Source organism: Janthinobacterium sp. 344 (assembly GCF_900112025.1).
Lineage (GTDB): Bacteria > Pseudomonadota > Gammaproteobacteria > Burkholderiales > Burkholderiaceae_D > Janthinobacterium.
This window is the reverse complement of sequence record NZ_FOKL01000005.1, coordinates 278,555-303,843: the sequence shown is the minus strand read 5'-3', so window position 1 is coordinate 303,843 and position 25,289 is coordinate 278,555. Positions and strand designations below refer to the sequence as shown.

Annotated in this window: 19 protein-coding genes; 7 read left to right on the top strand and 12 right to left on the bottom strand. The window is 65.7% G+C overall.

Annotation, left to right across the window (positions count from 1 at the left end; all coding sequences use genetic code 11):
- The first annotated feature begins 50 nt into the window (after window positions 1-50).
- The 3 genes from BM193_RS15755 to BM193_RS28790 all read left to right on the top strand — a co-directional run bounded on the left by BM193_RS15755 (window position 51) and on the right by BM193_RS28790 (window position 2,888).
- Complete coding sequence (locus BM193_RS15755) at window positions 51-1,346, top strand: cation:proton antiporter (protein WP_092798024.1); 1,296 nt, start codon at window positions 51-53, stop codon at window positions 1,344-1,346.
- A 108-nt stretch (window positions 1,347-1,454) separates the two neighbouring features.
- Window positions 1,455-2,636 carry a serine hydrolase domain-containing protein gene (locus BM193_RS15750; protein ID WP_092797412.1) on the top strand — a complete coding sequence of 394 codons (1,182 nt, stop codon included), beginning with the start codon at window positions 1,455-1,457 and terminating at the stop codon, window positions 2,634-2,636.
- 90 nt (window positions 2,637-2,726) lie between these two features.
- Complete coding sequence (locus tag BM193_RS28790) at window positions 2,727-2,888, top strand: hypothetical protein (protein WP_175533306.1); 162 nt, start codon at window positions 2,727-2,729, stop codon at window positions 2,886-2,888.
- Here the strand turns inward: BM193_RS28790 and BM193_RS15745 are convergent.
- On the bottom strand, window positions 2,885-3,268 hold the full coding sequence (locus BM193_RS15745) for a YkvA family protein (protein WP_092797411.1): 384 nt from the start codon (window positions 3,266-3,268) through the stop codon (window positions 2,885-2,887). The two genes, BM193_RS28790 and BM193_RS15745, sit on opposite strands and share 4 nt — an antisense overlap.
- A 112-nt stretch (window positions 3,269-3,380) precedes the next feature.
- Here BM193_RS15745 and BM193_RS15740 point away from each other — a divergent pair, with 112 nt between their 5' ends.
- On the top strand, window positions 3,381-4,433 hold the full coding sequence (locus BM193_RS15740; RefSeq protein WP_254786258.1) for a DNA topoisomerase IB: 1,053 nt from the start codon (window positions 3,381-3,383) through the stop codon (window positions 4,431-4,433).
- 11 nt (window positions 4,434-4,444) lie between these two features.
- Here BM193_RS15740 and BM193_RS15735 read toward each other — a convergent pair whose 3' ends face one another.
- Both BM193_RS15735 and BM193_RS15730 read right to left on the bottom strand, forming a co-directional pair.
- The gene (locus BM193_RS15735; protein ID WP_092797409.1) at window positions 4,445-4,663 is read right to left on the bottom strand and encodes a hypothetical protein; all 219 of its coding nucleotides are present in this window, start codon (window positions 4,661-4,663) and stop codon (window positions 4,445-4,447) included.
- A 132-nt stretch (window positions 4,664-4,795) separates the two neighbouring features.
- Window positions 4,796-5,482 carry an MgtC/SapB family protein gene (locus BM193_RS15730; RefSeq protein ID WP_092797408.1) on the bottom strand — a complete coding sequence of 229 codons (687 nt, stop codon included), beginning with the start codon at window positions 5,480-5,482 and terminating at the stop codon, window positions 4,796-4,798.
- Between the two features lie 207 nt (window positions 5,483-5,689).
- Between BM193_RS15730 and BM193_RS15725 the strand changes: the two genes are divergently transcribed.
- Window positions 5,690-9,064 (top strand): hypothetical protein, encoded by a 3,375-nt coding sequence (locus BM193_RS15725; RefSeq protein ID WP_092797407.1) that lies wholly within the window; start codon window positions 5,690-5,692, stop codon window positions 9,062-9,064.
- 6 nt (window positions 9,065-9,070) lie between these two features.
- Here the strand turns inward: BM193_RS15725 and BM193_RS15720 are convergent, their stop codons facing one another.
- The 4 genes from BM193_RS15720 to BM193_RS15705 form a co-directional block, all read right to left on the bottom strand.
- The gene (locus BM193_RS15720) at window positions 9,071-9,892 is read right to left on the bottom strand and encodes a ferritin-like domain-containing protein (RefSeq protein WP_092797406.1); all 822 of its coding nucleotides are present in this window, start codon (window positions 9,890-9,892) and stop codon (window positions 9,071-9,073) included.
- Between the two features lie 41 nt (window positions 9,893-9,933).
- Window positions 9,934-10,845 carry a DNA-binding transcriptional regulator DsdC gene (gene dsdC, locus BM193_RS15715; RefSeq protein ID WP_217638445.1) on the bottom strand — a complete coding sequence of 304 codons (912 nt, stop codon included), beginning with the start codon at window positions 10,843-10,845 and terminating at the stop codon, window positions 9,934-9,936.
- A complete protein-coding gene (locus tag BM193_RS15710) occupies window positions 10,842-12,161 on the bottom strand; it encodes a D-serine ammonia-lyase (RefSeq protein WP_092797405.1) in 1,320 nt (439 codons plus the stop codon). Before BM193_RS15710 ends, dsdC begins: the two co-directional genes overlap by 4 nt.
- Window positions 12,162-12,296: 135 nt before the next feature.
- The gene (locus BM193_RS15705; protein ID WP_092797404.1) at window positions 12,297-12,629 is read right to left on the bottom strand and encodes a hypothetical protein; all 333 of its coding nucleotides are present in this window, start codon (window positions 12,627-12,629) and stop codon (window positions 12,297-12,299) included.
- 242 nt (window positions 12,630-12,871) lie between these two features.
- On the opposite strand from BM193_RS15705, the gene BM193_RS15700 reads away from it, so the two are divergent.
- Window positions 12,872-13,096 carry a hypothetical protein gene (locus tag BM193_RS15700; protein WP_092797403.1) on the top strand — a complete coding sequence of 75 codons (225 nt, stop codon included), beginning with the start codon at window positions 12,872-12,874 and terminating at the stop codon, window positions 13,094-13,096.
- 90 nt (window positions 13,097-13,186) lie between these two features.
- Here BM193_RS15700 and BM193_RS15695 read toward each other — a convergent pair whose 3' ends face one another.
- The 3 genes from BM193_RS15695 to BM193_RS15685 all read right to left on the bottom strand — a co-directional run bounded on the left by BM193_RS15695 (window position 13,187) and on the right by BM193_RS15685 (window position 17,958).
- Window positions 13,187-15,265, bottom strand: a complete 2,079-nt coding sequence (locus tag BM193_RS15695) for a TonB-dependent receptor (protein ID WP_092797402.1) — start codon at window positions 15,263-15,265, stop codon at window positions 13,187-13,189.
- 88 nt (window positions 15,266-15,353) lie between these two features.
- On the bottom strand, window positions 15,354-15,746 hold the full coding sequence (locus BM193_RS15690) for a DUF2946 domain-containing protein (protein ID WP_139176094.1): 393 nt from the start codon (window positions 15,744-15,746) through the stop codon (window positions 15,354-15,356).
- A gap of 67 nt (window positions 15,747-15,813) precedes the next feature.
- Window positions 15,814-17,958 (bottom strand): TonB-dependent siderophore receptor, encoded by a 2,145-nt coding sequence (locus tag BM193_RS15685; protein ID WP_254786256.1) that lies wholly within the window; start codon window positions 17,956-17,958, stop codon window positions 15,814-15,816.
- 260 nt (window positions 17,959-18,218) lie between these two features.
- Between BM193_RS15685 and BM193_RS15680 the strand changes: the two genes are divergently transcribed.
- Window positions 18,219-21,689 (top strand): DUF748 domain-containing protein, encoded by a 3,471-nt coding sequence (locus BM193_RS15680; protein WP_254786252.1) that lies wholly within the window; start codon window positions 18,219-18,221, stop codon window positions 21,687-21,689.
- Between the two features lie 66 nt (window positions 21,690-21,755).
- Here the strand turns inward: BM193_RS15680 and BM193_RS15675 are convergent, their stop codons facing one another.
- Both BM193_RS15675 and BM193_RS15670 read right to left on the bottom strand, forming a co-directional pair.
- Window positions 21,756-22,334 (bottom strand): hypothetical protein, encoded by a 579-nt coding sequence (locus tag BM193_RS15675; protein ID WP_139176093.1) that lies wholly within the window; start codon window positions 22,332-22,334, stop codon window positions 21,756-21,758.
- A gap of 168 nt (window positions 22,335-22,502) precedes the next feature.
- A complete protein-coding gene (locus tag BM193_RS15670) occupies window positions 22,503-24,926 on the bottom strand; it encodes a membrane-bound PQQ-dependent dehydrogenase, glucose/quinate/shikimate family (RefSeq protein WP_368087080.1) in 2,424 nt (807 codons plus the stop codon).
- Between the last annotated feature and the right edge of the window lie 363 nt (window positions 24,927-25,289).

Below are 25,289 nucleotides of genomic sequence, written 5' to 3'. Positions count from 1 at the left end.
AAAACCCTGCGGCGCGCTGCCCCGTCCCGCGCACCGCTACAATGGCCGGCATGAGCACCACCGCCTGGTTCATCCTGATCGGCTGCCTGATGCTGGCGCGCGGCCTGGGCGCCGCCAGCATCGCGCGCCTGCCGTTTACCTCGGCCATGGCTTACCTGGGCGTGGGCTTGCTGCTGGGCCCCATGTTCCTGGGACTGTTTGCGCTGGACCTCGTCAAGCAGGCGCCGCTGCTGGAAACCCTGGCGGAAATCGCCGTCCTCATCTCCCTGTTTTCCGCCGGCGTCAAGATGCCCGTGCCGTTCAGCCTGGCGCGCTGGCTGCCCTCGCTGCGCCTGGCATGGCTGTCGATGGCCGTCTCCGTGGGCCTGGTGGCCGCCTTTTCCTGCTGGGTGCTGGACCTGCCGCTGGGCGCGGGCATATTGCTGGGCGCCATCCTGGCTCCCACCGACCCCGTGCTGGCCACCGACGTGCAGGTGCGCCACGCGGGCGACAGCGAACAGCTGCGCTTCATGCTGACCAGCGAAGCGGGCATGAACGATGGCAGCGGCTTTCCCTTCGTCATGCTGGGCCTGGGCCTGCTGGGACTGCACGAGCTGGGGCCGCACGGCATCACCTGGCTGTGGCGCGATTTGATCTGGGCCAGCGCGGGCGCCATCGCGCTGGGCGCGGCCGGCGGCGCGCTGCTGGCCTGGCTGGGCTGGCAAGTGCGGGGCAAGGAACCGAAGCACGAAGTGCTGGACGACCTGGCGGGACTGGGCCTGATCGCCCTCGTGTATGGCGTGGCCACCTGGCTGCACGCCTGGGGCTTCCTGGCCGTGTTCTTTGCCGGCGTGGCCCTGCGCCAGACGGAACTGGTGCTGGCCGGCGCGCCGAAGGACCGGCAAGGCCTGCTGCAGGCGGAAGACACGCACGCCGTGTCCGCGATAAAACCGCACGACAGCGAGGCGCCGCTCACCGTCAGCGGCGAAGCGCTGGTCTTCAAGGAACACCTGGAGCGCCTGTCCGAACTGACCCTGGTGCTGCTGCTGGGCGGCGCCGTCACGGCCGCCGCGTGGAGCTGGCAGGCATGGGCCGTGGCGCTGTTCCTGCTGCTGGTGGCGCGGCCCGCCAGCGTGATGCTGGGCTTGCTGGCCTCGGGCACCAGCGTGCGCCTGCGCGGCCTGGCCGCCTGGTTCGGCGTGCGCGGCATCGGCTCCATGTACTACCTCTGCTATGCCATCGCGCATGGCGTGCCGCACGGCCTGGCGCGCGAGCTGGCCGATATCACCATCGTCGTCATCATCCTCTCCATCGTCGCGCATGGCCTGACCGTCAAGCCCCTGCTGGCCCGCTACTGGCGCAAATAAGCCCTTGATTGAAAGGAAAGTCATTGCCGTACAGCAATGATTCGCCAATTAGCCGTGGCGCATCGGGAAATATTGTTAAGATAATCAAAAACGGCAAAGAAAGATGCGATGAAACGAAGAAGTGTGCTGGGACTGGGCGTCTCGCTGGCCCTGCTGCAAACGGGATGCGCCACCGATCCCGCCAAACTGGCGTGGGAAAAAGAATTTGATGCGTTCATGCATGATGGCCTGGCGCGCACGGAAACGCCGGGCATGAGCGTGGCCGTGGTGCGTGGCGACAACACGCTGTTCGCGCGCGGCTATGGCTGGGCCGACATCGCGGCCGGCAAGCAAGCCGATGCCGATACCGTGTTCCACCTGGCGTCCGCCAGCACCCTGGTGACGGCCACGGCCGCGATGATGCTGCTGGAACGCGGCGCCTTCCAGCTGGACGACAAGGTGGCGGCCTACCTGGACTTCCCCTTCATGCATCCGAAGTTTCCCGATGTGCCCATCACCTTCCGCCATCTGCTCAGCCACACCTCGGGCATTTCCGATGCCGTGTACGAGAAAACGGCAGCCTTCGCCGTGCAGGGCGACCCGCGCCTGCCGCTGCGCGACTTCGTCAAAGGCTATCTGTCGCGCGGCGGCGCCTGGTATGACGCGGACCTGTCGTTTGCCGCCCGGCCCGGCACGCAATGGCGCTACAGCAAGGTGGGCATCGCCCTGCTCGGCTACCTGCTGGGCCGATTGCATCCCGATGGCTTCGACGCATGGACGCATGAACGCCTGTTCGAACCGCTGGGCATGGACAGCACGGCCTGGAGCCTGGCCAGCCTGCCGCGCCGCGCCGTCGTCGCCACGCCGTATGCGCACAAGGAGACGGACCTGCAGGCGCTGCCGCCCATCGGTTATCCCGACTGGCCGGCCGGCCTGCTGCGCAGCTCGGCCAACGACTTCGCCCGCTTCCTGGCGATCTTCAGCAATGGCGGCCGGGTCGATGGCCAGCGCTATCTGCAGGAAGCCACCTTGCAACTGTTTTTCGCGCCGCAGGAAGCCAGCCTGCCACCGGCCGACCTGGCCGCGCGCCAGGCCCTGGCCTGGGTCTTGCGCGACGTCGACGGCACTGCGCTGGCCGCCATGAGCGGCAACGATCCGGGCGCCGCCTCCATCATCTGCGTCGACCGCGCCAGCAAGACGGCCGTGCTGGCCTTTGCCAACGTCAGCGCCGACAAGGAGTTGCGCACGTTCCAGAAAGAGGTCGTGCGGCGCCTGCTGGCGCATGGCGGCAGCGGCGCGCCGGCCAAATAGAGCGGCGCTTGTGTGAGCGGGCGCACGGTGGCGCACGGGCAAGAACGTATGCTGTGCTGGTCAGACTTTTTTTTAACACGGGAGACCAGCATGACGAACCGCATCGGCAACAAGGACGTGGCGCAGCAGCGCAGCAAGAGCGAAAAAGCCCATATCAAGGCGCACAACATTGCCCGCGAGGCCGTGAAAAAGGCCGAAGCGAGGGCCAAGTACCGCAATGCCGTCAAGGGCCAGCCGGCCCCCGCGGACTAGGCGCCGAACCAGCCGCGCAGCTTCTCGGCCGCGCGTTCCTTGACGTCGGCCGTGATGTAGGTGGCCACCGTGGCGACAGCGGCCGCCAGCACGGCCAGGTCGTCCGCATAGCCGACCACGGGCGTGATGTCGGGAATCGCATCGATGGGCGAAATGAAATAGCCGAGCGCGCCATAGATGGCCGTCTTCGCCCACAGCGGCGTGTTCGGCTGCTGTGCCGCGTAATACAGCCATAGCGCCTTTTCGATGACTTCGCGCCCCGCCGTCTTGGCAAACTTGACGACCTTGTCCCAGAAACTGTCATCCGTATATTTTTTTTCGTACTGCTGCCCGGCTCTGGGGGCGTGGTCTTGCTCGAGATTTTTTCTTCTACCAAACATCTGCTGCTCCTGTGTGCCGCCTGCCGCGCCAAGAATGCGCTACGAATGCGCACCTTAGCATAACGGCGCGCCCGGTGCGCGGCGTACAAGGTAAGCTTTCACAATGGAAAACATGGATCTGTCAGCCACCACCACGGCCCGCGCGGCCGGCCTGCGCTACACGGGCGACCATCAAGCCGGCATCGCCCGCCTGGGCGCACCGGGCAAGTTCCGCTACGCGGACGCGGAGGGCCAGCCCGTGCGCGATGCCGACATCCTGGCGCGCATCAAGACCCTGGCCATTCCGCCCGCCTGGACGAACGTATGGATCTGCCCGCGCGCGAATGGCCACCTGCAGGCCACGGGGCGCGATGCGCGGGGCCGCAAGCAATACCGCTACCATGCGCGCTGGCGCCAGGTGCGCGACGAGGTCAAGTATGAGCGCATGCTGGGCTTTGGCAACGCCCTGCCCGCCATCCGCGCGGCCGTCGCGCGCAGCATGCAGCTGCCCGGCTTGCCGCGCGAAAAAGTGCTGGCCACCATCGTGCACCTGCTGGAACTGACGATGATGCGCATTGGCAATGAGGAATATGCGCGCACCAACAAGTCGTTCGGCCTGTCCACGCTGCGCACGCGCCACGTCGACATCGACGGCAGCGCCGTGCAATTCCACTTCAAGGGCAAGAGCGGCGTGCGCCACGATATCCGCCTCAGCGACCGCAAGCTGGCGCGGGTGCTGCAGCGCATGCGCGACTTGCCGGGCCAGGAACTGTTTCAATACATCGACGAGGCGGGCGAGCGCCATGGCGTCGATTCGGGCGACGTCAACGATTACCTGCGCGACGTGACGGGCGAAGACTACACGGCCAAGGATTTCCGCACCTGGTCCGGCACCCTGCTGGCGGCATTGGCCCTGCAGGCGTTCGAGCAGGTCGATTCCGAGGCGCAGGCGAAGAAGAACATCGTGCAGGCGATCGAGTCGGTGGCGAAAAAACTGGGCAACACGCCGACCATCTGCCGCAAGTGCTATGTGCACCCGGCCGTGCTGGAATCGTACCTCGATGGCAGCTTACTGGAGGGCATGCGCGCGCGGGCGCGGCAGCAATTGCAGGAGGAACTGCCGGCCCTGGCGCCGGAGGAAGCGGCCGTGCTGGCCTTGCTGCAGCAGCGCCTGCAAGCCGCCTGACAGGCAGTCCGTCACGCCTGGCGTGCCGGCTGGCAGTGGGCCGACAGCTTGAGGGCATCGTTGCCGCACACGGGCAAGCGATCGTGGCCCGCCTCGCGCGCCACAGGCGCCGGGCCGGCCTCGGCGCTGTCGTCGGCAGGCAGGTAGCTGGCAGCCAGGGTCGACAAGGTGAACAGGCAGATCAGTGCGAAAGGCTTGTTCAGGTGAAAAGGCTGGCCTGGCTTATGCATCGTGTTCTCCCGTCAGATTGGTTGGCTGTTGCAGTATGGATACGATGATCGCGTGTTTCCACAATGCATACAATCGGACAGCTCCGGGAAGATGGGTAGGACAACGCTGACAGACCCAGCAATAACGCCGCCTCAGTGCGGCGTTGCGTCCGGGTCCTTGACCTGCAGCACGCCCGGCGTCGCTTCCAGGCGTTTTTGCAGGGCCAGGAATTGCACGGGCGTCACGCGGGCAAAGGTGATGACGATGTCGTCCAGTTGCGGCGCGCTGTCCTTCTGGCGGATCACGAACTGCTGCACGCGCGTGGTGCCGGCCCCCAGCGCCTCGTGCAGCTTATCCAGCGACAAGGCGTCGCGTTCGGCCGTGATCAGCAACTCGCGCCGCTGCCGGCTGCCGATAAAATGCTTTTCCAGCGGTTTGATGCCGGCCAAAATGATCAGGATGATGACCGTGGCCGCCACGGCCGGCGTGTACAGCCCGCCGCCCACGGCCAGGCCGATGCCGGCCACGGACCAGACGCTGGCCGCCGTCGTCAAGCCGCGCACGATCTCGCCGCGCGCCAGGATCGCCCCGGCGCCCAGGAAACCGATGCCCGAGACCACCTGCGCCGCCATGCGCGACGGGTCCAGCGTGACCCGCTCGCTGAGCACCTCGCTGAATCCGTAGGCCGAAACGATCATGATCAGGGTCGAGCCCACGCACACCAGCATGTGCGTGCGCAAGCCGGCCACCCAGGCCAGCCGCTCGCGCTCGTAGCCGATGGCGCTGCCCAGCAGCGCCGAAAAGGCCAGCCGTCCCACCAGTTCCCATTCCGTTGCCATCGCGCCTCCTGTGACGTGCCGGCCGCGTAGCGGCCCATGTTTCAATTTACCATGTTTCTCGACCACCCCACGGCTGTCGGAAATTTTGACAGCCGCCCCGCAAGCCATGCCACAAGCCCTTGTTTTTCAAGGCAAAGCACGACAGGAATACTTCCTGCTTGACTTCCTTCCCGGGCACGCTTGGCGCCAGAAAACGGGAGATCGATCATGAGCTATATCAAACAGGCGCTGCTGGCGCTGCTGCTGTGCGCGATGAGCGCCGCGCAGGCCACCAGCATCGCCTACACGGCCACGTCGCTGGGCGGCACGCAGTGGCGCTACGACTATACCGTCAGCAATACCACCCTGGCCGTGCCGATCGAGGAATTCACCGTGTTCTTCAGCGTGGGCACCTACGCCAACCTGCAGAACGTCTCCACGGCGCCGGGCTGGGACGTGCTGCTGGTGCAGCCCGACGTGGCCATTCCCGCCAGCGGCTACCTCGACGCCCTGGCGCTGGCGGCCGGCATCGCGCCCGGCGCCACGGCCACGGGCTTTTCCCTCACCTTCGATTACCTGGGCGCAGGCAGCCCCGGCGCGCAGCCGTTTTCCATCGTCGACCCCGTTTCCTTCATCGAGCTCGACGCTGGCATCACGCAGCCGGCCGCCATCGCCCTGCCATCCACGCCGTGGCTGCTGCTGGCCGGCGTGCTGGCCTTGGCCGGACTGCGGCGCCGCCAGCTGGCCGCCGCCGCGCTGGCCCCGCTCCTGGCGCTGGGCCTGTGCGCCTGCGGCGGGCCCAACGACCCCACGCTACCGCCCACGCCGAAAGTCATGCTGGCCGCCGGCACTGGCGTGGTGCAGGCCGCCGGGGACTTCGAGGTGACGGCGCTCGACCAGGTGGCCGAACAGCGCGTCAGCCGCACGGCCTGGGACTATACCTACCGCGTGCACATCCGTAACAATGGCAGCGCGGCGGCCAGCAATGTGCAAGCCGTGCTGGCCAGCGCGCCCGATGGCAGCACCATCATCGATGGCGACGTGCTGGCGGGCAGCATCGACGCTGGCGCCACCGTCATTCCCGACGACACCATCGTCCTGCGCATCGAACGCAGCGTGGCCTTCCAGAGCGCGGGCCTGGCCTGGACCTTCAGCGCCAACGGCGACATCGCCCTCGATCCCGTGCGCCCCGCGCAGGTGGTCACGCTGCCGCTGGCAGAGCTGGGCTTGCCTGACGGCGCCGACAGCGTGAGTGCCAGCGGCGCCATCACGGACGTGCTGCTGCAGGACGGCAGCCTGCGCTTCTCCACGCCGGGCGACACGGGCGTGGACCAGCACGCGCAGCTCTTCCTCCGCAAGGGCAGCAGCGTCACCACGCTGGACGTCCTGATCCAGACGGAGCTGCCCACCGCCATCGACACCTACGTGGAGCCGGACGACGGCGGCAGCTTGCCCGCCACGGCACCCGTGCTGGCCATCACGGGACTGGGGCCGAACAACCGCCTGGAGCCGGGCGGGCTGGCGTTCCGCCTGGTCGGCGCGGCCCCCATTGCGCTGCAGGATGACAGCGACGGCTTGCTGTCCATGCCCGATGGCGCGGCCGTCAGCCTCAAGCAATACTGGGTCTTCGACGCGGCCACGCGCACCTTCCGCATCGGCGCCACGGCCATGCAGCAGCTGCTGGCTGGCCTGCCCAACGGCAGCTACGACCTGAACCTCAATTTCGTCTCGCAGGACGGCGAATTCACGGCCAGCTATGCCTTGATCGCCATCAAGTCCGGCACCGTGCTGCAAGGCCAGCTGCGCACGCCGGCGGGCGCCAACGCCACGGGACTGGCCGGCAAGAAGATGCTCCTGGCCGGCTATAACAGCCACCAGCGCCAGGTGGCCGTGGTCGATGCCACGGGCGCCTTCCACTTCGATGGCGTTCTGCCCGACACTTACCAGCTGACCCTGAACGACCTTGCGCACCCGAACGTGGTCAGCGTCAGCGCCGTCGTGTTTGACAACAGCAGCACCGTCAGTGTCGGCATCGTGTATCCGTACGCAACCGGCCTGGCCCAGCGCGGTGCGGCGCCAAGCTATGTGGCGGGCACGGTGACGCAGGATGGCGCGGGGCCGCCCGCGCGCGACGTGCGCGCCAGCCCCCGTGCCGCGGACGATGCCACGCCGCAAGATGACGAGGGCAGCAAGACGTTCACGGCCACGGCGGCCACGCAAAACCAGACCATCACCTCGCCCATCGCCTTCACGGTACCGAAGGGCACGAAAAACGTGGGCGTGAAGATCACCGTCAGCACGGCCGAGTATCCCGTCTACACGACGGCGCAAAGCCAGTACAACGATACCTGGTCGTATGCCGTGACAGGCTTGCCAGGCGTCAACCTGGCGGCCACGGGCGCCGTCAACCAGACCCACTACACGCAGGGCACGGTCGTCCGCACCGAGTGCGTCGATGTCAGCAAGCAGGCCAAGGACGGGGCATTGAGCGTGGGCGGCAATGTCAGCGCGACGAATATCGGCGACAGCGCCCTGCCCACCGTGACGACGGTGGAACTGAGCCTCGTATGCAAGGGCTTGAAGGTGACGCAGGCGAAATTTCTCTCGCCCAACAAGAACGGCCGCCCCATGCTGCAGCCGATCAAGCTGACCGGCAATCTGCCAGGGCCGTATGTGTCCGTCTCGCAAGGAACGGCGACAGCCACCCACACCTTGCCGCTGGAATTGCATTACACGCCGGCGGCGGCGACGATCACGGAAGTGAACATCGGCATCTCGGCCGGCGGCGGCGATCCCGCCTTCAGCGCCGAGAATTTATTGTCCCAGACCAATACCAAGAGTGCCGGCAAGATAAAATTTCCCGGCCTGGTACTGCCCGCCTTCGCCGGCGCCAAGCTCGACAAGAAAGCCGTCATCACGCTGCGCCTGAAGGGCAAAGTCGACAATACGGATGCCAGTTCCGACCCGGCCGAAGGGGGGCAGGTGGAATTCAAGGGCGCCACGGCCTACATCCCCCTGTACCTGGCCAACAATGAGGCGGCGCTGGCGGCGCGGCGCTACGGCACGCGCGATCCTGGCGGCGATTCGTGGGCCACGCGCCTGACCATCGCCTGGCTGGCGGGCAAGGCTTACCGTTTCGACGACATCAGCGGCCAGCACGTGACGCAGACGGCGTCGGGCCGCTCCATCCTCGGCCACAGCGGCCACAGCGACGGCCAGCAGATCGACCTGCGCTACGCGGACGGCGCGGGCGGCTACACGGATGCGCTGGGCGGCCAGAACAACGGCGCCGCCATTCACAAGCTGATCAATGACGCGAAGGCGGAAGTCGTGGCCAACCCGGCGCAAAAGCCGAAGCTGGCGGCCCTGCAGGCATGGATCGCGGCCAACCGCGCCATGCTGGCCCAGGAAGCGGCGCCGGCCAGCACGCGCGTGGTCTACATCGGCCCCAGCTTCGTCAAGCTGGCCCTCGTCGACGGGCGCTTTTCCGCCGATCCCGCCGACAAGATCCCCGGCGCGGGCGCCTGGAACAAGCCCATCAAGGTGCATATCGAAGCGGGCCACCTGAGCCACTGGCACGTCAGCATCACGGCCCATCCGTGACCCCGTTCAGGCAGGCAGGTCGGACAGTTCCAGTTCCGAAAACCCGGCCCGGCGCCGCGCTTCCAGGTTGAACGGGCCGCGCAGGGTCGGCGCCGCATAGCGCAGCGCCAGTTCCGCATACGTGGCGCGCAGCTCCAGGCCGCGCTGCCCGCACAGGTAGCCGTACCAGCGGTTGCCGATTTCCACATGGCCCACCTCGTCGCGCAGGATGACGTCGAGGATGGCGGCAGCGGCCATATCTCCCGCCTGCGCCAGCTTGGCGCGCAGCGGCGGAATCGCGTCCAGGCCCCGCGCCTCCAGGGTGCGCGGCACCAGCGCCATGCGCGCCAGCACGTCGCCGCGCGTCTTGTCGACCATTTCCCACAGGCTGTCGTGGCCGGGGAAGTCGCCATACGTGTGGCCCAGCACCTGCAGGTGCGCCTGCAGCATGGCAAAGTGCGTCGCTTCCTCCTTCGCCACGCGCAGCCAGTCCGTATAGTATTCAGCGGGCAAATCCGGGAAGCGCCACAGCGCGTCCAGCGCCAGATTCATGGCGTTGAATTCGATGTGCGCCAGCGCGTGCACCAGCATGGCGCGCCCTTCCGGCGTGATCATCGACCGCCGTCCCACCAGGCGCGGCGGCACCAGTTCAGGGCGCTCAGGCCGGCCCGGCACGGGGCCCGACGGCGCCAGGGGCGCGTGCGCATCGAGCGGCGGCGGCGCCGCGGCCATGGCCGCCACCATCGCCACCTTGGTCGCCGGGTCCGGTTCCAGCAGGCAGGCCAGCGCAGTGGTGCGTAACTCGCGCAATGCCGGTTGCGCGGTCGAGGTCGATGGGGATGGCTGCATGGGCATTCTTTCGTGCGCGGTTCAATGAGGGGCGCAGTGTATCAAATTGCCTGCGCCAGCAGCCAGTCGAACAAGGCCTGCACCCTCGCCGGCAGCGGCCGCGCCGCATGCACGAGGTAGTACGCCTGCGGACTGGGCAAGTCGAAACCGCCGAACGGCGACACCAGCTGGCCGCTGTCGAGCCACGGCTGCACCAGCTGGCGCCGGCCCATGGCCACGCCCGCATGGTGGATGGCCGCCTGCGCGCACAGGTCGGCGCGGTCGAAACGCAGGCTGCGGGTGGGCGGGCTGACGCCAGGCGCCTGCCCGTCCAGCCACAAGCGCCATTCCGCGTCGGGTGCGCAGGCGGGCCAGGCCAGGGTATCGTGCAGCACGGTGGCGTCCATCAGCTTGCGTGGCGCGTCCTGCAAGCCGTGACGGCGCGCGTAGTCCGGGCTGCAGACGGGCGCCAGCCATTCCGCCATGAGCTTGCGCACCGTCAAGCCGGGAAAGTGGCCGTCGCCATAGTGCAAGGCCAGGTCGACCTGGCCGGCGCGAAAGTCCACGGCCTCATTGCCGACGCGCAGGTCGATGGTGAGGTCGGGATACCTTGCCGTGAAGCGTGCCAGGCGCGGCACCAGCCAGCATTGCGCCACCGAGGGACGCGCATGCACGGTGATGCCGCCCGTGAGCGCATCGCCGCCGGCGATGGCCGCGTGCAAGCCCTCCCACCCCGTTTGCAGGGCGGAAAAGATGCGCTCGCCATCGGCCGTCAGTTTCACCTGCCGCGTCAGGCGTTCAAATAGCAGCATGCCCAGGCTGCTTTCCAGCCGGGCGATGCGGTGGCTGACGGCGCTGGGCGTGAGCGCCAGTTCCTGCGCGGCCAGGGCAAAGCTGGCATGGCGCGCCGCCACGAGAAAAGTGTGCAGGTTGGCGAACTGGCTGGCCGTCAGCGGCGCGCCGGCCCGCATCATGCGCCTCCGGCCTTCAGCTGCGCGCGGCCGCGGGCCACATAGGCCGCCATTTCCGCCTGCGGCACCATGCTGCCGCCCGTGCCCCACACGAGGTGCGTGGCCGCGTCCAGGTACTGCTGGTATTGCGGCGCCGCCAGCACGGGGGCGATGCCCGCGAAACCGGCCACGGCGGACGGTTCCAGGCGCAGGCCTTGCGTTTGCTCCAGCAGCGCCAGCAAGCGGTACAGTTCTTCATCGGTGACGGTGGCGTAGCCATCGATCAGGCGCTGCATGGCGCGCCCCACGAAGCCGGAGGGCCGGCCAACGGCCAGGCCATCGGCGGCCGTGACGTTGTCGATGCCGATATCCTGCACGCTGATCCGCTCGTGCAAGCCCGTATGCACGCCCAGCAGCATGCATGGCGAGTGGGTCGGCTCGACGAACACGCAGTGCACGCAGTCGCCAAACGCCAGCTTCAAGCCGAACGCCACGCCGCCGGGGCCGCCGCCGACGCCGCATGGCAGGTAGACGAACAGGGGGTGCTGCGCATCGACCGTCACGCCGGCGTGCGCCAGCTGCGCCTTCAGGCGCTCGCCCGCCACCGCGTAGCCGAGGAACAGATCGTGCGAGTTTTCATCGTCGACGAAGTGGCAGGCGGGATCTTCCTGCGCCTGCCTGCGCCCTTCTTCCACCGCCACGCTGTAGTCGGTGGCGTATTCCACCACCGTCACGCCATGGCTGCGCAGCTTGTCCTTCTTCCACTGCCGCGCGTCAGACGACATGTGCACGGTGGCGCGAAAGCCCAGGCGCGCGCTCATGATGCCGATCGACAAGCCCAGATTGCCCGTGGAACCGACGGCGATCGCGTACTGGCCAAAGAAGGCGCGCACGGCGTCGCCAGCCAGCAGGCTGTAATCATCGCCCTCCTTCAGCAGCCCGGCGTCCAGCGCCAGCCTCTCCGCATGTTTCAACACTTCATAGATGCCGCCGCGCGCCTTGATCGAGCCGGAAATGGGTAAATGGCTATCCTGCTTGAGCCACAGCGTGCCCGGCGCGATGCCCAGCGCCGCCTGCATGGCGGGCAGCGGCGCGACGGGCGACTCGATGACGCCGCCGCTGGCCTGCGTTTCCGGGAACGCCTTCGCCAGGTACGGCGCGAAGCGCGCCAGCCGCGCGCTGGCCTGCGCCACATCGGCCGCCGCCAGGCCCACGTCCTGCAAGCCCTCGGCAGCGGGCGCGGTAGCGGGGTTGAACCAGCTCAAGGGCCGCAGGGCCGTCAAGTCATGCATCAGCGGGAATTGCGCGCGCAAGGCGGCGATGGTGTGTTCGGGCAACATGGAAACCTCGTGACGGGACAGGCCATGATTAGACCCCATCCTGGCGCCGATGGCAAAGGATGGCTCGTCAGGCAATGCGTGACAAGGCATCACCTGTGCCCGCGACCGGCCGTGGGCACGCCGGCAAGCTGCGGCCTAGCGCATCGCAGGCGCGCCCCCATTGCCGCCCTCTTGCTCCACGCCGTTGATCTTGTTGTACAGCGTTTGCAGGTAAGTATAATCGGCCATGAACAGGTCCTCGATCACCTTCGCATTGATCATGTCTAGGCTGCCCAGCCGCACCACGACTCTGGCCAGCACCAGGACCGTCAGGTAGGCGGGGTTCGCCTGCACGCGGTGGTCCTTCAGCGGCAGGATTTCATCGGCGGCCGTCGCCAGCCGCATCACGCCCTGGCGGTGCAGCGTGCCATCGCCATCGCGATAGCCGAGGGGCAGGGTAAATTCAACTTCCGTACTGAACACTGTCATCGCATCTCCTCGTCGTGGGCAGGCGCCATCGCATGCACGGCATGCAATGTTGTCGCCATACTATGCAATAAAACGTTCCGTTAAGCAATATCCAAAGCCGATCATCCGTATCGCCGCCGATAGCTAAATTTAATTCCTGACGGCACTATCGATTAAAGAAAAGTTTCCACAAAGGCATAAAAATAAGTTATCTTTAAGGCAAACAAAAGGAGACATTTTTTCTCTTTTCTACCGAGGCAAAAATGCGCTCCAAGAATGACAAGGTCACGGCGACGAAGATGGAATTACTTGACTGCGCACGGCAGGACAATTTGACGGCCCAAAAGGTCGAAGTGGGCATCATTTTCCAGGAAATGCTCGATACCGCCACGGCCGCCGCCTACTTGGCCAAGAACAAGGTGCCGATCGCCACCGCGCTGCGCGTCCTGACGGGATCGCGGCGCAAAAAGAGCGATGCGGGAAACTGATCGCTCCCGGACAGGCGATGGCAGCTTGCTGGCGGCCCGCATCCGCACGCGCCTTCGGCCGCAGGGCCGAAGGCGCTTTTCCTTGCGCGCTTAGAACGCCAGGCGCAGCCCCAGATCGATCGACCGCCCCTCGGCCGGCAACGCTTGCAGCGCCCCGCCCTGCGCCTTCAGGCCCGACAGGTAGACGCCACCGAGCGGGTCCGCATACGCGCGGTTGAACAGGTTGCCGACCCCGGCGCTCAAGGTCGCCGTCGCGTTCAGCGCCACGCTGCTGCGCAGGTTGACGAGCGCATAGCCGCCCGTCTCGGGTTCGAAGCGCCGGGCATCGACCTTGTCCTTGCGGGCAACGAGCTTCGCTTCGATGCGGCTGCTCCAGGCACCCAGCTTGTGCTCGACGGCCAGCAAGGCGTTGAGCGGCATCATGCGGTACAGGTCGCCGCCATCGGCGCGCTTGCCCCGCGTCCAGGCGGCGTTGCCCGTGGCCATGAAGCGGCCCCAGCGGGCGCTGCCGGCCAGCGGCAGCTGCCATGCCAGATTCGCGCCGTACAGCCTGGCATCGTGGTTGGCAAAGCGCAGCAAGTTGCCGTGCGCGCCCATCTGCATATACGGGTGGAAAGGCGCCAGCACATCGACGTCGATGTAGTTGTCGACTTTGCTGTAATACGGATTGACGCGCACGAACCAGCCCTCCTCGCCGCCACCGTGCCAGTCGGCCGTGAACGCGGCCGTGTACGCCGTCTCGGGTTTCAGGTCGATACTGCCCACATAGCCATTGCCGTCGCCAAACCAGTTGGTCATGGTCATGGCCATCGCACCGCGGCCCCACGAATAGCGCTCATACAGGTTGGGCGAGCGCACCTTGCGCGCCAGCGCGAATGCGTAGCTGCTGGCCAGGTCCGGCGTGTAGGTCGCTTGCGCGGAGGCATCGATATTCGTGTCGCGCCGGTGGCGGTCGCGCGCGTTGAAGGCCGTGGCGGCCATCACGTCCGGCATGTTCATCATGTTGGTGCCGTACGCCTGCACGTCGCCCGCATCCATGCGCACGGATTCGCCGCGCAGGCCCAGCACACTCGTCCAGCGCGCAGCATGGCGCGTTTCCAGCTCGCCGAACAGCACCGTGCGCTCGCGCTTGCCGTCATTGATGTTCAGGTAGGTGCGCGGCCCCATCATCATGGAACCGGGCACGGCCGGCCAGACATCGTCGAGGCGGAAGCCGTGCCACTCCTGGCCCAGGCGCAGCTCGCCCGCCCCTGTCGGCAGGCTGGCCATCAGCGCATAGCCCGTGTTGCGCCCGTGCGTGCGCATCGGCATCGTGCCCGCGCGCTCGGGCGTGAAAAAGCCCATTTCGTGGTCCGTCTGCTGCCAGTAGGCGCGCGCGTCCAGCACGCCCCAGTCGAATGTGCCCTGGTAGGCCAGGTTGGCGAACTGGCCATGGTTGTCCGTCATGTCCATGTACTGGTTCGGGAAACCCTGGTACGGGATGTGCTGCACGCCGGCGCGCAGGGTCAGCTGCTGGCCATCGCGCTTCGCCGCCAGCACGATGGCCTGGTTGATGCTTTCGACCATGCTGGCCAGCACGGTGTTGCCATGCCCATCTTCATAGCTGTGGCCGCGCGCATACGCGCCGCTGTAGCCGATGCTGAGCGTATCGCTGGCGGCCGACGCGTTCACGCTGGTCGCCACGCTGTTGTTGACGCTGCGCCCGGACACGGCAAAGCCGCCCTGCGTGAGCAGCGGCGCGCCGGGCTGGGCGAACACGGGCGCCAGCGTCTGTACCTCGATGCTGCCGCCGATGCTGTCGCCGCCCGCGCTGACGGGCGTCACGCCCGCGATCAGCTTGATGCGCTGCACCTGCTGCGGGTCGACATACGACAGGGGCGCGTTCATGTGATTGGCGCAGGCGGACGTCAGTTCCATGCCATCGATGCGAATCTTGATGCGGTCATCGGCAAAGCCATTGACGACAGGCAAGCCGGACACGCCGCCACCGGCCGCCACGCCGTAGCCGGGTGTGCTGGAGAGCATGAGCGCCGTGTCGGCGGCGGGCCGGTAGCCGTCCTGCACGCCCTTGACGATGACTGTCATTTCAGGCAGAACCTCGTCAGGGCGCGTTTGCGCCACGGCGGGCATGGCGATGGCGAGGGAAAGACATAAGGAGATCGGTTTCATGGAGCTGCTTTCAGATGCTGTATAGGTAACACGAACAGGCGCCAGCACGCGACAAGCGCGCGCAAGACGGTTCAGGGAAAGGGACAGATCAGAAAGCGGCGGGCGGGCCACGGGGCTGGACGGGCGTCCAGGCGAACAGGGGCTTGGCGGATTGGTAGAACAGCAGGGGCAGCAAGCCCGTGAGGACTTCGCCGGAGGCGAGCACGAGCGTCGTGGGCGGAACAGCGAGGGCGGCCGCATGCATGCTGCAGCACGGACAATCCATGCGCATCGCGCCCTTGGCGGGATCGGGCGCATCCGTGGACAACTTCACGGGCAGCATGTTCATGCCGCCCGCCACGGAGCAAATCTCGAAACTGGGCACGGCCTGGCCGCTGGCGACGGTGAACGCGCGCGACAGGGTCGGGGCGAGCGCGGCCATGAGGATGGCGAAGCACGCGATCCACAGGACGACGACGGCGCGGCCTTGGCTGATGAACATGGCGGCATTATAGCGGCCGCCCTGCCCCCAGGCCAAGCCCGCAGGTCAAGCCCTCATGCACATGGGATTACAGATCCACCTTCATGCTCAGCTTGATGGCGCGCGGCGCGCCGGACGCCAGGCGCGTGCCGGCGCCGGCCCAGTAGCGCTTGTCGGCCGCGTTTTCCACGTTGAGCTGCCAGACGACGGCCTTGTGCATGAGCGTGCCCGCATAGCGGGCGCCGGCGCTGAACAGTGTCACGCCGCCCAGGAAGGCCTGGTTCAGGTCGTTGACGGGACGGGCGCTGTAGTAATACGCGCCGCCGTTAACGGACAGGCCCGGCACGGTGTCGAAGGCGTAAGCGAGAAAGGCGCTGCCCGTGCGTTTCGACGCGTTTTCCGGCGCCTTGCCGTTGTAGTCGGCGTTGATGTGCTCGAAGCTCGGATCGAGGAATTGGGCCGACGTCTGCCACGACAGCTGGCGCGTCAGCTTGCCCTGGGTGGACAGTTCCACGCCGCGGTAGCGCTGTTCGCCGTCCGAGGTGAACACATTGCTGCTGTTGGTGTAATAGCCGGGGCGCGTGATGTCGAACAGCGCGGCCGAGACCAGGGTGCCGCCCGGCGTCAGCCAGCGCGCGCCCAGTTCCTTCTGTTTGCTGACGCCGGGCGCCATCTTGACGTTCTGGTTGACGGTGCCCGTCGGGCCTGTCTCCCCCTCTTCCAGCCCCCGCGCCGTGGACGCGTAGAACGACAGTTCGGGCGTGGCCTTGTAAATCAATGACGCCATCGGCGTCGTCTTGCTCACGTCGTAGTGGCTGGCGCCCTGGTCGCTCCGGTAGCTGGTGCGGCGCACGCCCACCACGCTTTGCCAGTGCGGGCCGAAGACCAGGCGGTCGAGCGCATACAGGCCCGTGTCGCGCGTGTCCAGCGCGGCCGTCGTCGGCGTCGTCGGCTTGGGACCGAACACGACATTCGTCACGGGCACGGGCTGGTACAGGTTTTGCGCCGCGATGGTGTAATTGCTCTGGTAGATAGGATCTTGCGACTTGTCCGTGCGCGAGGCGCCCAGGGTCAGTTCGTGGGCGATGAACCCCGTCTTGAACGTGCCGGCCAGTTCCGCGCGCAGCAAGTCCGACGCCGTCACGTGGTGCTGCATATTGCCCGTGATGCGGCCCGCGCCCGTTTCCACGGCGGCCGCATTGTTCAGGCGGAAGATGGCCAGGCGGCGGTCGCGCGCCGTTTCCGAGTGGCCCGCCTCCACCGTCAAGGCCCAGCCATCGGTGATGGCGTAATCGGCGCGCAATTGCGCGTTTTTCGTCTGCGCCTCGAAATTCGACCAGTCCGGGCCGATCAGCTTGCGCGGATCGACGGCGCGCGGCAAGGTGATCACGCCCTTCACGGCCGTGGGCAAGGCCACGCCCGCCTGTTCCGTCACCCGGCGGCGGTCGTATTCCAGGTCCGCCTTCAACAGCAGTTTATGCGTCACGCGCCAGTCCAGCGCGGTGGAAAGGAAGCTGCGGTTGCCGTTGCCGACATTGTCCAGGTAAGAGCCCAGGGTGCCGCCGGCCGCGTTGATGCGCACGCCGAATTCCTGCTGCGCGCCAAAGCGGCGGCCAATATCGACATTCGCCACGGCGCTGCCCCGGTCATCGAGACTCAAGCCCATGCTGGTGACGGGCTTGCCGCCGGCCCGCTTGGTGACGAAATTGACGACGCCGGCCGGCGACGTAAAGCCGTAGTACAGGGCCGAGGCGCCCTTCAGCACTTCCACCCGCTCCTTGTTTTCCATGGATACTTGCGAGAAGTTCATGATGGGCAGGGAACCATTGAGGCGGTAATTCGTGCGGTTTTCCACGGCAATGCCGCGTATCACCAGTTGATCCCACGTTTCGCCGCCGTTTTGCTGGCGCGTCACGCCGGCCGTGTTGCGCACGGCATCGTACAGGCCGGACACGGCTTGCTGCTCCAGCAATTCGCGCGTGATCACATTGACGGTCGACGGCACGTCCATGATGTTGGCGCCACGGAAACTGCCCGCCTCCGTGGTGACGGGCACCAGGCCTTGCGCGCGCGCCCCCGTCACCTGCACGGCCTGCATGACTTTCTCATCGCCAGCCGTCAGGTCGTCCTGGCCGTTGGCGCCATTCGCGGCGCTGGCCGCGTGGGCAGCGAAGGCCAGCGACAGGGCCGCGGCGACGGGAAGCAGTGGCAAGGAAGGAAAAGCTGTACGCATAAAGACGGGTCTTTCAACAGAAAACAGTAATGGAAGAAAACTTCAAGTTACCGCGCATAATATTCGTAACGAGAATCATTCGCAATGAATAAGTGATAATGCGTGAGAATGTCCAAGTTTCACAAGATAAACAGTCCGCTACGCAGCCTGTTATCACTTGAACACGTTTGGATTTTGCAGACGAGGCCGCAAAGAGGCATACTGACAGTCACGGCGCGCACGACGCGCCGCCCAACAAGATATGAATAAAAGGTCAGTCCGTGAACACAATCGACAAGAAAAGCGTGCAGACGAAATCATTTCGCTGGAAACGCTGGCAGCGCTGGGCCGTCGGCACAGGCTGCGCCCTGGCCGCCTACAGCGCGGCCGGCTTCTGGCTGGTGCCATATGTCATCAAGCACCAGCTGCCCACATTCGCCGCGCAGGAACTGGCGCGCCAGGCCAGCATCGCCGACGTGCGCTTCAACCCGTTTACCTTGCGCCTGGAAGCGGACAAGATTGCGCTGAAGGAAGCGGCCGGCGCCAATGGGCAGAGCGGCGCGCCGCTGCTGTCCATCGGCGCCCTGGCCGTGCAGCTGGAGTGGAAATCCATCGTGCGCCGCGCCTGGAGCCTGGCGGAAATCCGCATCACGGCGCCGCAGGCGCAGCTGACCATCACGCCGGACGGCAAGTTCAACCTGGCCGAACTGCTGGCCACCTGGCAACGCAACCATCCGGAAAAAAGCGACGGCGGCCTGCCGCGCCTGATCATCGCGCACTTTGCGCTGGAACAGGGCAAGGTCGACTGGCAAGACCAGAAGGCGGGCTACGCGGACAATTTCACGCCCATCGACTTTACGCTGGAGAATATCTCCACCCTGCCCGATGCCAACGGCAGCTATAGCCTCAGCGCCGATGCGGCGCGCGGCGGCAAGCTGCACTGGCGCGGCACGGCATCGCTGAACCCCATCCGCGGCGACGGCGAACTGATCCTGAACGACGCTTCCCTGCCCGGCCTGGCCGCCTACCTGAAAGCCTACACGCGCGCCACGGTGACGAGCGGCAAGCTGTCGGCGCGCCTGCCCTACGCCTTTTCGTATGCGGACGGCAAGCTGGAAGCCAGTATCCAGGGCGCCGGCATGGCCTTGCGCGACCTGGCACTGGTCCGCGATGGCAAAGGGGAAGCGTTTACCTCGCTGTCCACCTTGGGCATCGCCGGCGTCAACGCCGACCTGGCGCGCCAGAGCGTGACGGTGGACAAGATTAACCTGTACGGCGGCAAGGTGGCCGTGCGCCGCGATGCCAAGGGCGACATCGACGTGGCGAACCTGATGTTGCCAGGCAATCCTGCGCCGGCAGCCCCGGCCTCCACCGCGCCAGCCAAGCCCGGCAAGTGGAAAGTGGACTTGAAGCAGGTGGCACTGGCCGGCGTGGACGTCTCCGCCATCGATGAAACCGTCTCGCCCGCCCTGCAATTGAGCGCGCGACAGTTGCAAGTCCAGCTGCAACTGGGCTTGCAACAAGGGCCAGCGGGCATGGCGACCGTCATCGACGGCGCCAGCTTTGCACTGGCCGATCTGGCCATGCAGCGCGGCGCGCAAACGCCGTTCAAGCTGGCCCAGCTGGGCTTTACGGAAGGCAAGATCGACCTGGCGGCGCATGCCGTGCACCTGGGCGCCGTGACGGCCAGCGGCGCGCAGATCGACCTGGCGCGCAACCGGCAAGGCGAATTTGCCATCGCGCAAAAGCTGCCCGTGTTTACCTCCGGCAAGGCCGACGCAGCCAAGGACGCGCCCGCCGCGCCGTGGTCCACGCGTATCGACAAGGTGGAACTGAGCAAGTTCGGCGCCCGCTTCGACGACGCGGGCACGGGCATCAAGGGCAACCTGCAGGATGCGCGCCTGTCCCTGCACAACGTCAGCAACGACATGAAGCAGGCGCTGCCGTTCGAGCTGGGCGTCGGCCTGCGCGAAGGCGGCTTGCTCACCGCCAATGGCAAGGTCGTGCCCGGCACGGGCGCCGTCGATGCGCAGCTGAACCTCAAGCAATTGACCCTGGCGCCCGTGCAACCGTTGCTGGCGCAACATGTGAAACTGAAACTGGCGGGCGGCAGCCTCTCCGGCAGCGGCCGGCTGACGACGGGCGGCGGCGCGCCGAAAGCGCCAAAAGTGCGCTATGTGGGCGGCGTGGATATCGCCGGCCTGGTGCTCAATGAAACGGATGGCAAGCGTTTTGCTTCGTGGAAAAGCGTGCGCGCCGACAAGCTGACGGCCAGCGTGGGGCCCGATTTCGTCGATATTCCCGAGCTGCGCGTGGTCGAGCCGAACGCCCAGCTGATCATCGAAAACGACCGCAGCCTGAACGCCCAGCGCCTGCTGGTGAAGGCGCCGGAGCCGGCGCAAGCCCCAGTAGCGGCCAGCGCGCCCGCCGCTACGGCAGCGCCGGACGCCGCCTTCCCCGTGCGCGTGCGCCGCGTGCGCCTGCAGAACGCCAAGCTGGACTTTGCCGACCTCAGCCTGCGGCCCCAGTTCGCCGCCAAGATCTATGAATTGAACGGCGTCGTCACGGGCCTGTCGACCAAGCGCGATGCGCGCAGCCAGATCGAACTCGATGGCCGCATCGACGAATTCGGCCTGGCCCGCGTGCGCGGCCAGCTCAATCCCTTCGCGCCCACGGACAATACGGATTTGAACGTGGTCTTCAAGAACGTCGACATGGTCTCGGCCTCGCCGTACACAATGAAATTTGCCGGCTACAAGGTGGCAGAGGGCAAGATTTCGCTGGACTTGCAATACAAGGTGCGCAACCGCCAGCTCGACGGCACCAACCAGATCGTGCTCGACAAGCTGACCCTGGGCGAGCGCATCGACAGCCCGGACGCCTTGAAGCTGCCCCTGGAACTGGCGCTGGCCATCCTCAAGGATAGCGACGGGCGCATCGACCTGGGCCTGCCCGTGTCCGGCGACATGAGCGACCCGCAATTCAGCTATGGCGCGCTGATCTGGAAGGCCGTGGGCAACATGCTGACGAAAATCGTCACGGCGCCGTTCCGCGCGCTGGGCAACTTGCTGGGCATCAGCGCCGACAAGCTCGAAGCCATCGATTTCGATCCTGGCAGCGCCGTGCTGCTGCCGCCCGAGCGGGAAAAGCTCAAGCAGGTGGCGCAGATCCTGGCCAAGCGCGAACAGCTGAAGCTGGCCGTGCCGGGCCAGTACAGCGATACGGACGCGGCCGCGCTGCGCGCCCAGGCCGTGCGCCGCGCCGTCGCCGCCAAGGCCGGCATCAAGCTGGAAGCGGGCGAAGAGCCGGGCCCGCTGAACCTGGGCGAACGCAAGGTACGGGGCGCCCTGCGCGACCTGTACGCGGAACGCTTCGGCAAGGCGGAACTGGACAAGCAAAAGAAAGCGGCGGAAGCGGCCGCGCCTGCCCCGGCGGCGGCCTCGGCTGCCGCCTCCGCGCCAGCGGCGGCCAAGATTCCCGTCTGGCAGCGCCTGGGCAAGCTGATCGAAGGCGAGCCGCAAGTGGCCGACACGGGCGCCTTCTACAACGGCCTGCGCGCGCAGCTGGAAGCGAAGCAGCCGCTGCCTGCCGACGCCTTGAGCAAGCTGGGCGCCCAGCGCAGCGCGGCCATCCTGGCCGCCCTGCAGCAGGACGGCACGCCGGCGGCCCGGGTCAGCGCGGGCGCGCCGGAAAAGACGCAGGCCGCGCCGGGCAAGCCCGTGGGGCTGAAGCTGGGATTGGCGGCGCAATAAAAGAAGGCGTTGTCCGCCACAAACTTGCGGACAACGCCTTTCACCAGAAAACAACTTTATTTGAATTTATTTCTTGGGCAAGAATTTTTGAAGATCGAATGTGCCTACATCAAATTCAAATACAGGCGATCCTTCCTGATACATTTCCGCTGCAATGCGCAGTCTTTTTGCTTTTTGCAATTCCTTGAAAAATTTATCTCCATCGCGAAAATGGATCGTTGTCGTGCTTTGATCAGATGAGCCAACGGCCTTGTAATAACCCGGCGGACTGTCGTCGAATCTCACCTGTACCAGGCACTCCTGATAGGATTGGCACAATATCTGGCCCTTCTCGATCGAAAACATCACATTCTTCTTAGGCCGGCTATCACTCGTCAGTGTCAGGCTGGCAGTCTGCACACCGTTGTACGGAAAAGCAAAATCGACAGTATTACTACTATGCACATTGGCAAAGTAGACCATATCGCCGCTCATTTTATCTTCGTTGGTGAAGTAATACCATGGACTTACCGGCTTGACTTCCGCAACAGCGGCAACAGGGCTGCTATTTGCCGCAGCCTGCGTATTGGCATCAGGTGCTTTGGGAGAACAGGCGATCAAGGAAAGGAGAATTACTGTTATTGCGGAAAGTCGTATCTTTGTCATTGAAATCATTCACATATTATTTAAAATGAAATGCCGAATTGCAGTCTAACAAATGGCATTCCCACAAGCAACATGCAAACATAAAAATTTGCAGCGTCAATTAATCCCAGAAACGCTCGCCAATACAATATGCGGCACCGTCAATTGACAGTGCCGCACCGGACTTGCTTACTTCCCTTTCCCCGCCTCCTTCACCGCTTCGTCCGGCAAGGCAAACGCCACCAGGCTGTCGCCCATCTTCGTGCCCAGCGAGCCATGGCCGCCGGCCATCACCACCACATATTGCTTGCCCGTCTTGTCGGAGACATAGCTCATCGGCGTGGCCTGGCCGCCGGCCGGCAGGCGGGCTTTCCACACGGTCTTGCCGTTGCGCACGTCGTAGCCGCGGATATAGTAGTCGAGCGTGCTGCTGAGGAAAGCGACGCCGCCGCCCGTGGTGCTGATGCCGCCCAGGCTAGGCACGCCCAGCGGCAAGGCGATGGGCACGGGGGCGCTGTCGCGCGTGGTGCCGTTCTTGTGCATCCACACTTTTTTCATGGTGCGCAAGTCAACGGCGGCGATATAGCCCCACGGCGGCGCCTGGCATGGGAAGCCCAGCGGCGACAGGAAGGGCTTGATTTCCACGGCGAACGGTACGCCCGTCTGCGGCTGCAAGCCCATTTCCGTGCCCGTGCCGCCCGGCGCATTGGCTTGCGCGCGCGGCACCAGGCGTTCCAGGAAACCCATGTAGTCGGGGTTCACCAGCAGCAGCTGGCGGCCCGGATCGACGGCCGCGCCGCCCCATTCGAAGATGCCGAGCGGCCCCGGCGAGATGATGGCGCCCTTGATCTTGCCTTCGGCCACCGTCTGCGGCGTGAACGGTCCTTCGTAGCGGTGCTGGCGGAAGATGATGCGGCAGGCCAGCTGGTCGAACGGCGTGGTACCCCACATGTCCGTTTCGCTGATGTTTTTCTCGGGCAGGAAGGTCAGGGCCGAGAACGGCTGCGTGGGCGACAGCTTGTCGCCAGGCGCGGCGTTGGCCGTCGGCACGGGTTTTTCCGGCGCCGGCACCACCAGGCTGCCGTCGCGCCGGTCGATCACGTAGATATCGCCCCGCTTGGTCGTGGCCACCACGGACGGCACCTTGCCTTTCGGCGTGTCGATGTCGACCAGGGTGGGCTGGCCGCCGATGTCCATGTCCCAGATGTCATGGTGCACGGTCTGGTAGACCCAGCGCACCTTGCCCGTCGCCAGGTCCAGCGCGACGATGGCGCTGTTGTACTTTTCGCCGTTCGGGTTGCGGTTGCCGCCCCACGTATCGGGCGTCTCGTTGCCCATCGGCACATACACCATGCCCAGCTTTTCATCGATGCTGGAGACGCCCCAGGAATTGGGCGAATTGTTGGTATACGTCTTGCCATCGGCGATCGGCGCCGTATCGTCCGGGTTCGACGCATCCCAGTTCCACATCAGCTTGCCGGTGACGGGATCGTAGCCGCGGATCACGCCCGACGGCTCCTCGGTCGAAAAGTTGTCAGTGACGCTGGCGGCCATCACCACCACGTTCTGCGCCACGGCCGGCGGCGAGGTGGGCATCAAAAAGCCCCGCTTCTTCATGCCCATGCCGTGGTACAGGCCGATCACGCCATTTTCGCCAAAGCTCTTGCAGGCTTCGCCCGTATCCGCATTCACGGCGATCAGGGTGGCGTCCATGGTGGGGGCGAAGATGCGGCGCGGGCACTCCATGCCGGCCGCTTCGGGCGCCGGGTTATCCTTGGCGCGGCCCGCGTTCACGTCCCAGTAGGCCACGCCGCGGCAGATCATGTGCTGGTAGCTCGACGCGTCGCGGTTGATCTTCGGATCGTGGCGCCACAGCTCCTTGCCCGTGTCCGGGTCCAGCGCGATGACGATGTTATGCGGCGTGCACAGGTACAGCATGCCGTTGACTTTCAGGGGCGTGACTTCGTTGGCGATCTCGCCCGGGTCGTTCGGCCCCTTGAAGTCGCCCGTGTTGTACACCCATGCCTGCTTCAGCTGTCCGGCGTTGGCGGGCGTGATCTGCGCGGCCGGCGCGTAGCGGTCGCCATAGCCCGAGCGGCCATACGCGGCCCAGTCGTTGGGCGCCACGCCGGGCGCGTAGTCGCCTTGCGGCGTGGCCGCCATGTTTTCGGCGGGCACCTCGCCATGCAGGGTGTAGTAATCCTGGAACAGCGAGAATACGCCCACGGCCGCCGTCGCCACCACGGCGGCCAGCAAGGCGCTCTTGCCGGCGTCGCGCGGCTTTGCGCCCGCGGTCAATGGCGGATCGAGGCGCCGGTCGACGAAGGGCAGCAGCAGCCAGACGGCGGCGGCAAACCAGATATCGAGGCGCGGCAGCAATTGCCACCAGTCGAATTTCACTTCGATGACGGACCAGATGAGGGTGGCGAACAGCAGCAAGGCCAGGACAGGCTGGGCGCTGCGCCGCCCTTTCCACACGAGCGCGCCGGCAACGAGCATGCCGATGCCCGCCACGACGTAATACCAGGAGCCGCCAAGGCTGACGAGCCAGGCGCCGCCACCGGCAAGCGCCAGGCCCAGCAAGATAAAGATGACTGCGGTGAATACTAACAAGGGTCCAGGCCGGGCAGAGGCAGTCATGATGCTCCTTTACAAGAGTCAGTCGGCGGCGCGCGCCTGCGCACCGGATTTGATGGCGATCAAGGCAATTCCATTTTTTCACTAATTGGCAAAGCGTGGCACACGCGAGAACGAATAGTTGCCCGGTGTTGCTTTTCGCCACATCCCCATGCCCGCCGCCCGTCCGCCGCCGCGCCAGCCGGGCTCTTCCGCAAAGCGATTTTGATGAAAAACATAAAATAAATCAAATAAATAACAAATTTCTCGAATAAACCAATTTTTTATCGTAAAATGGCAATCATGAACCCTGGAACCGCAATTTTCCCGATTTTCAACCTTTGCAGTGGAGCGCCCATC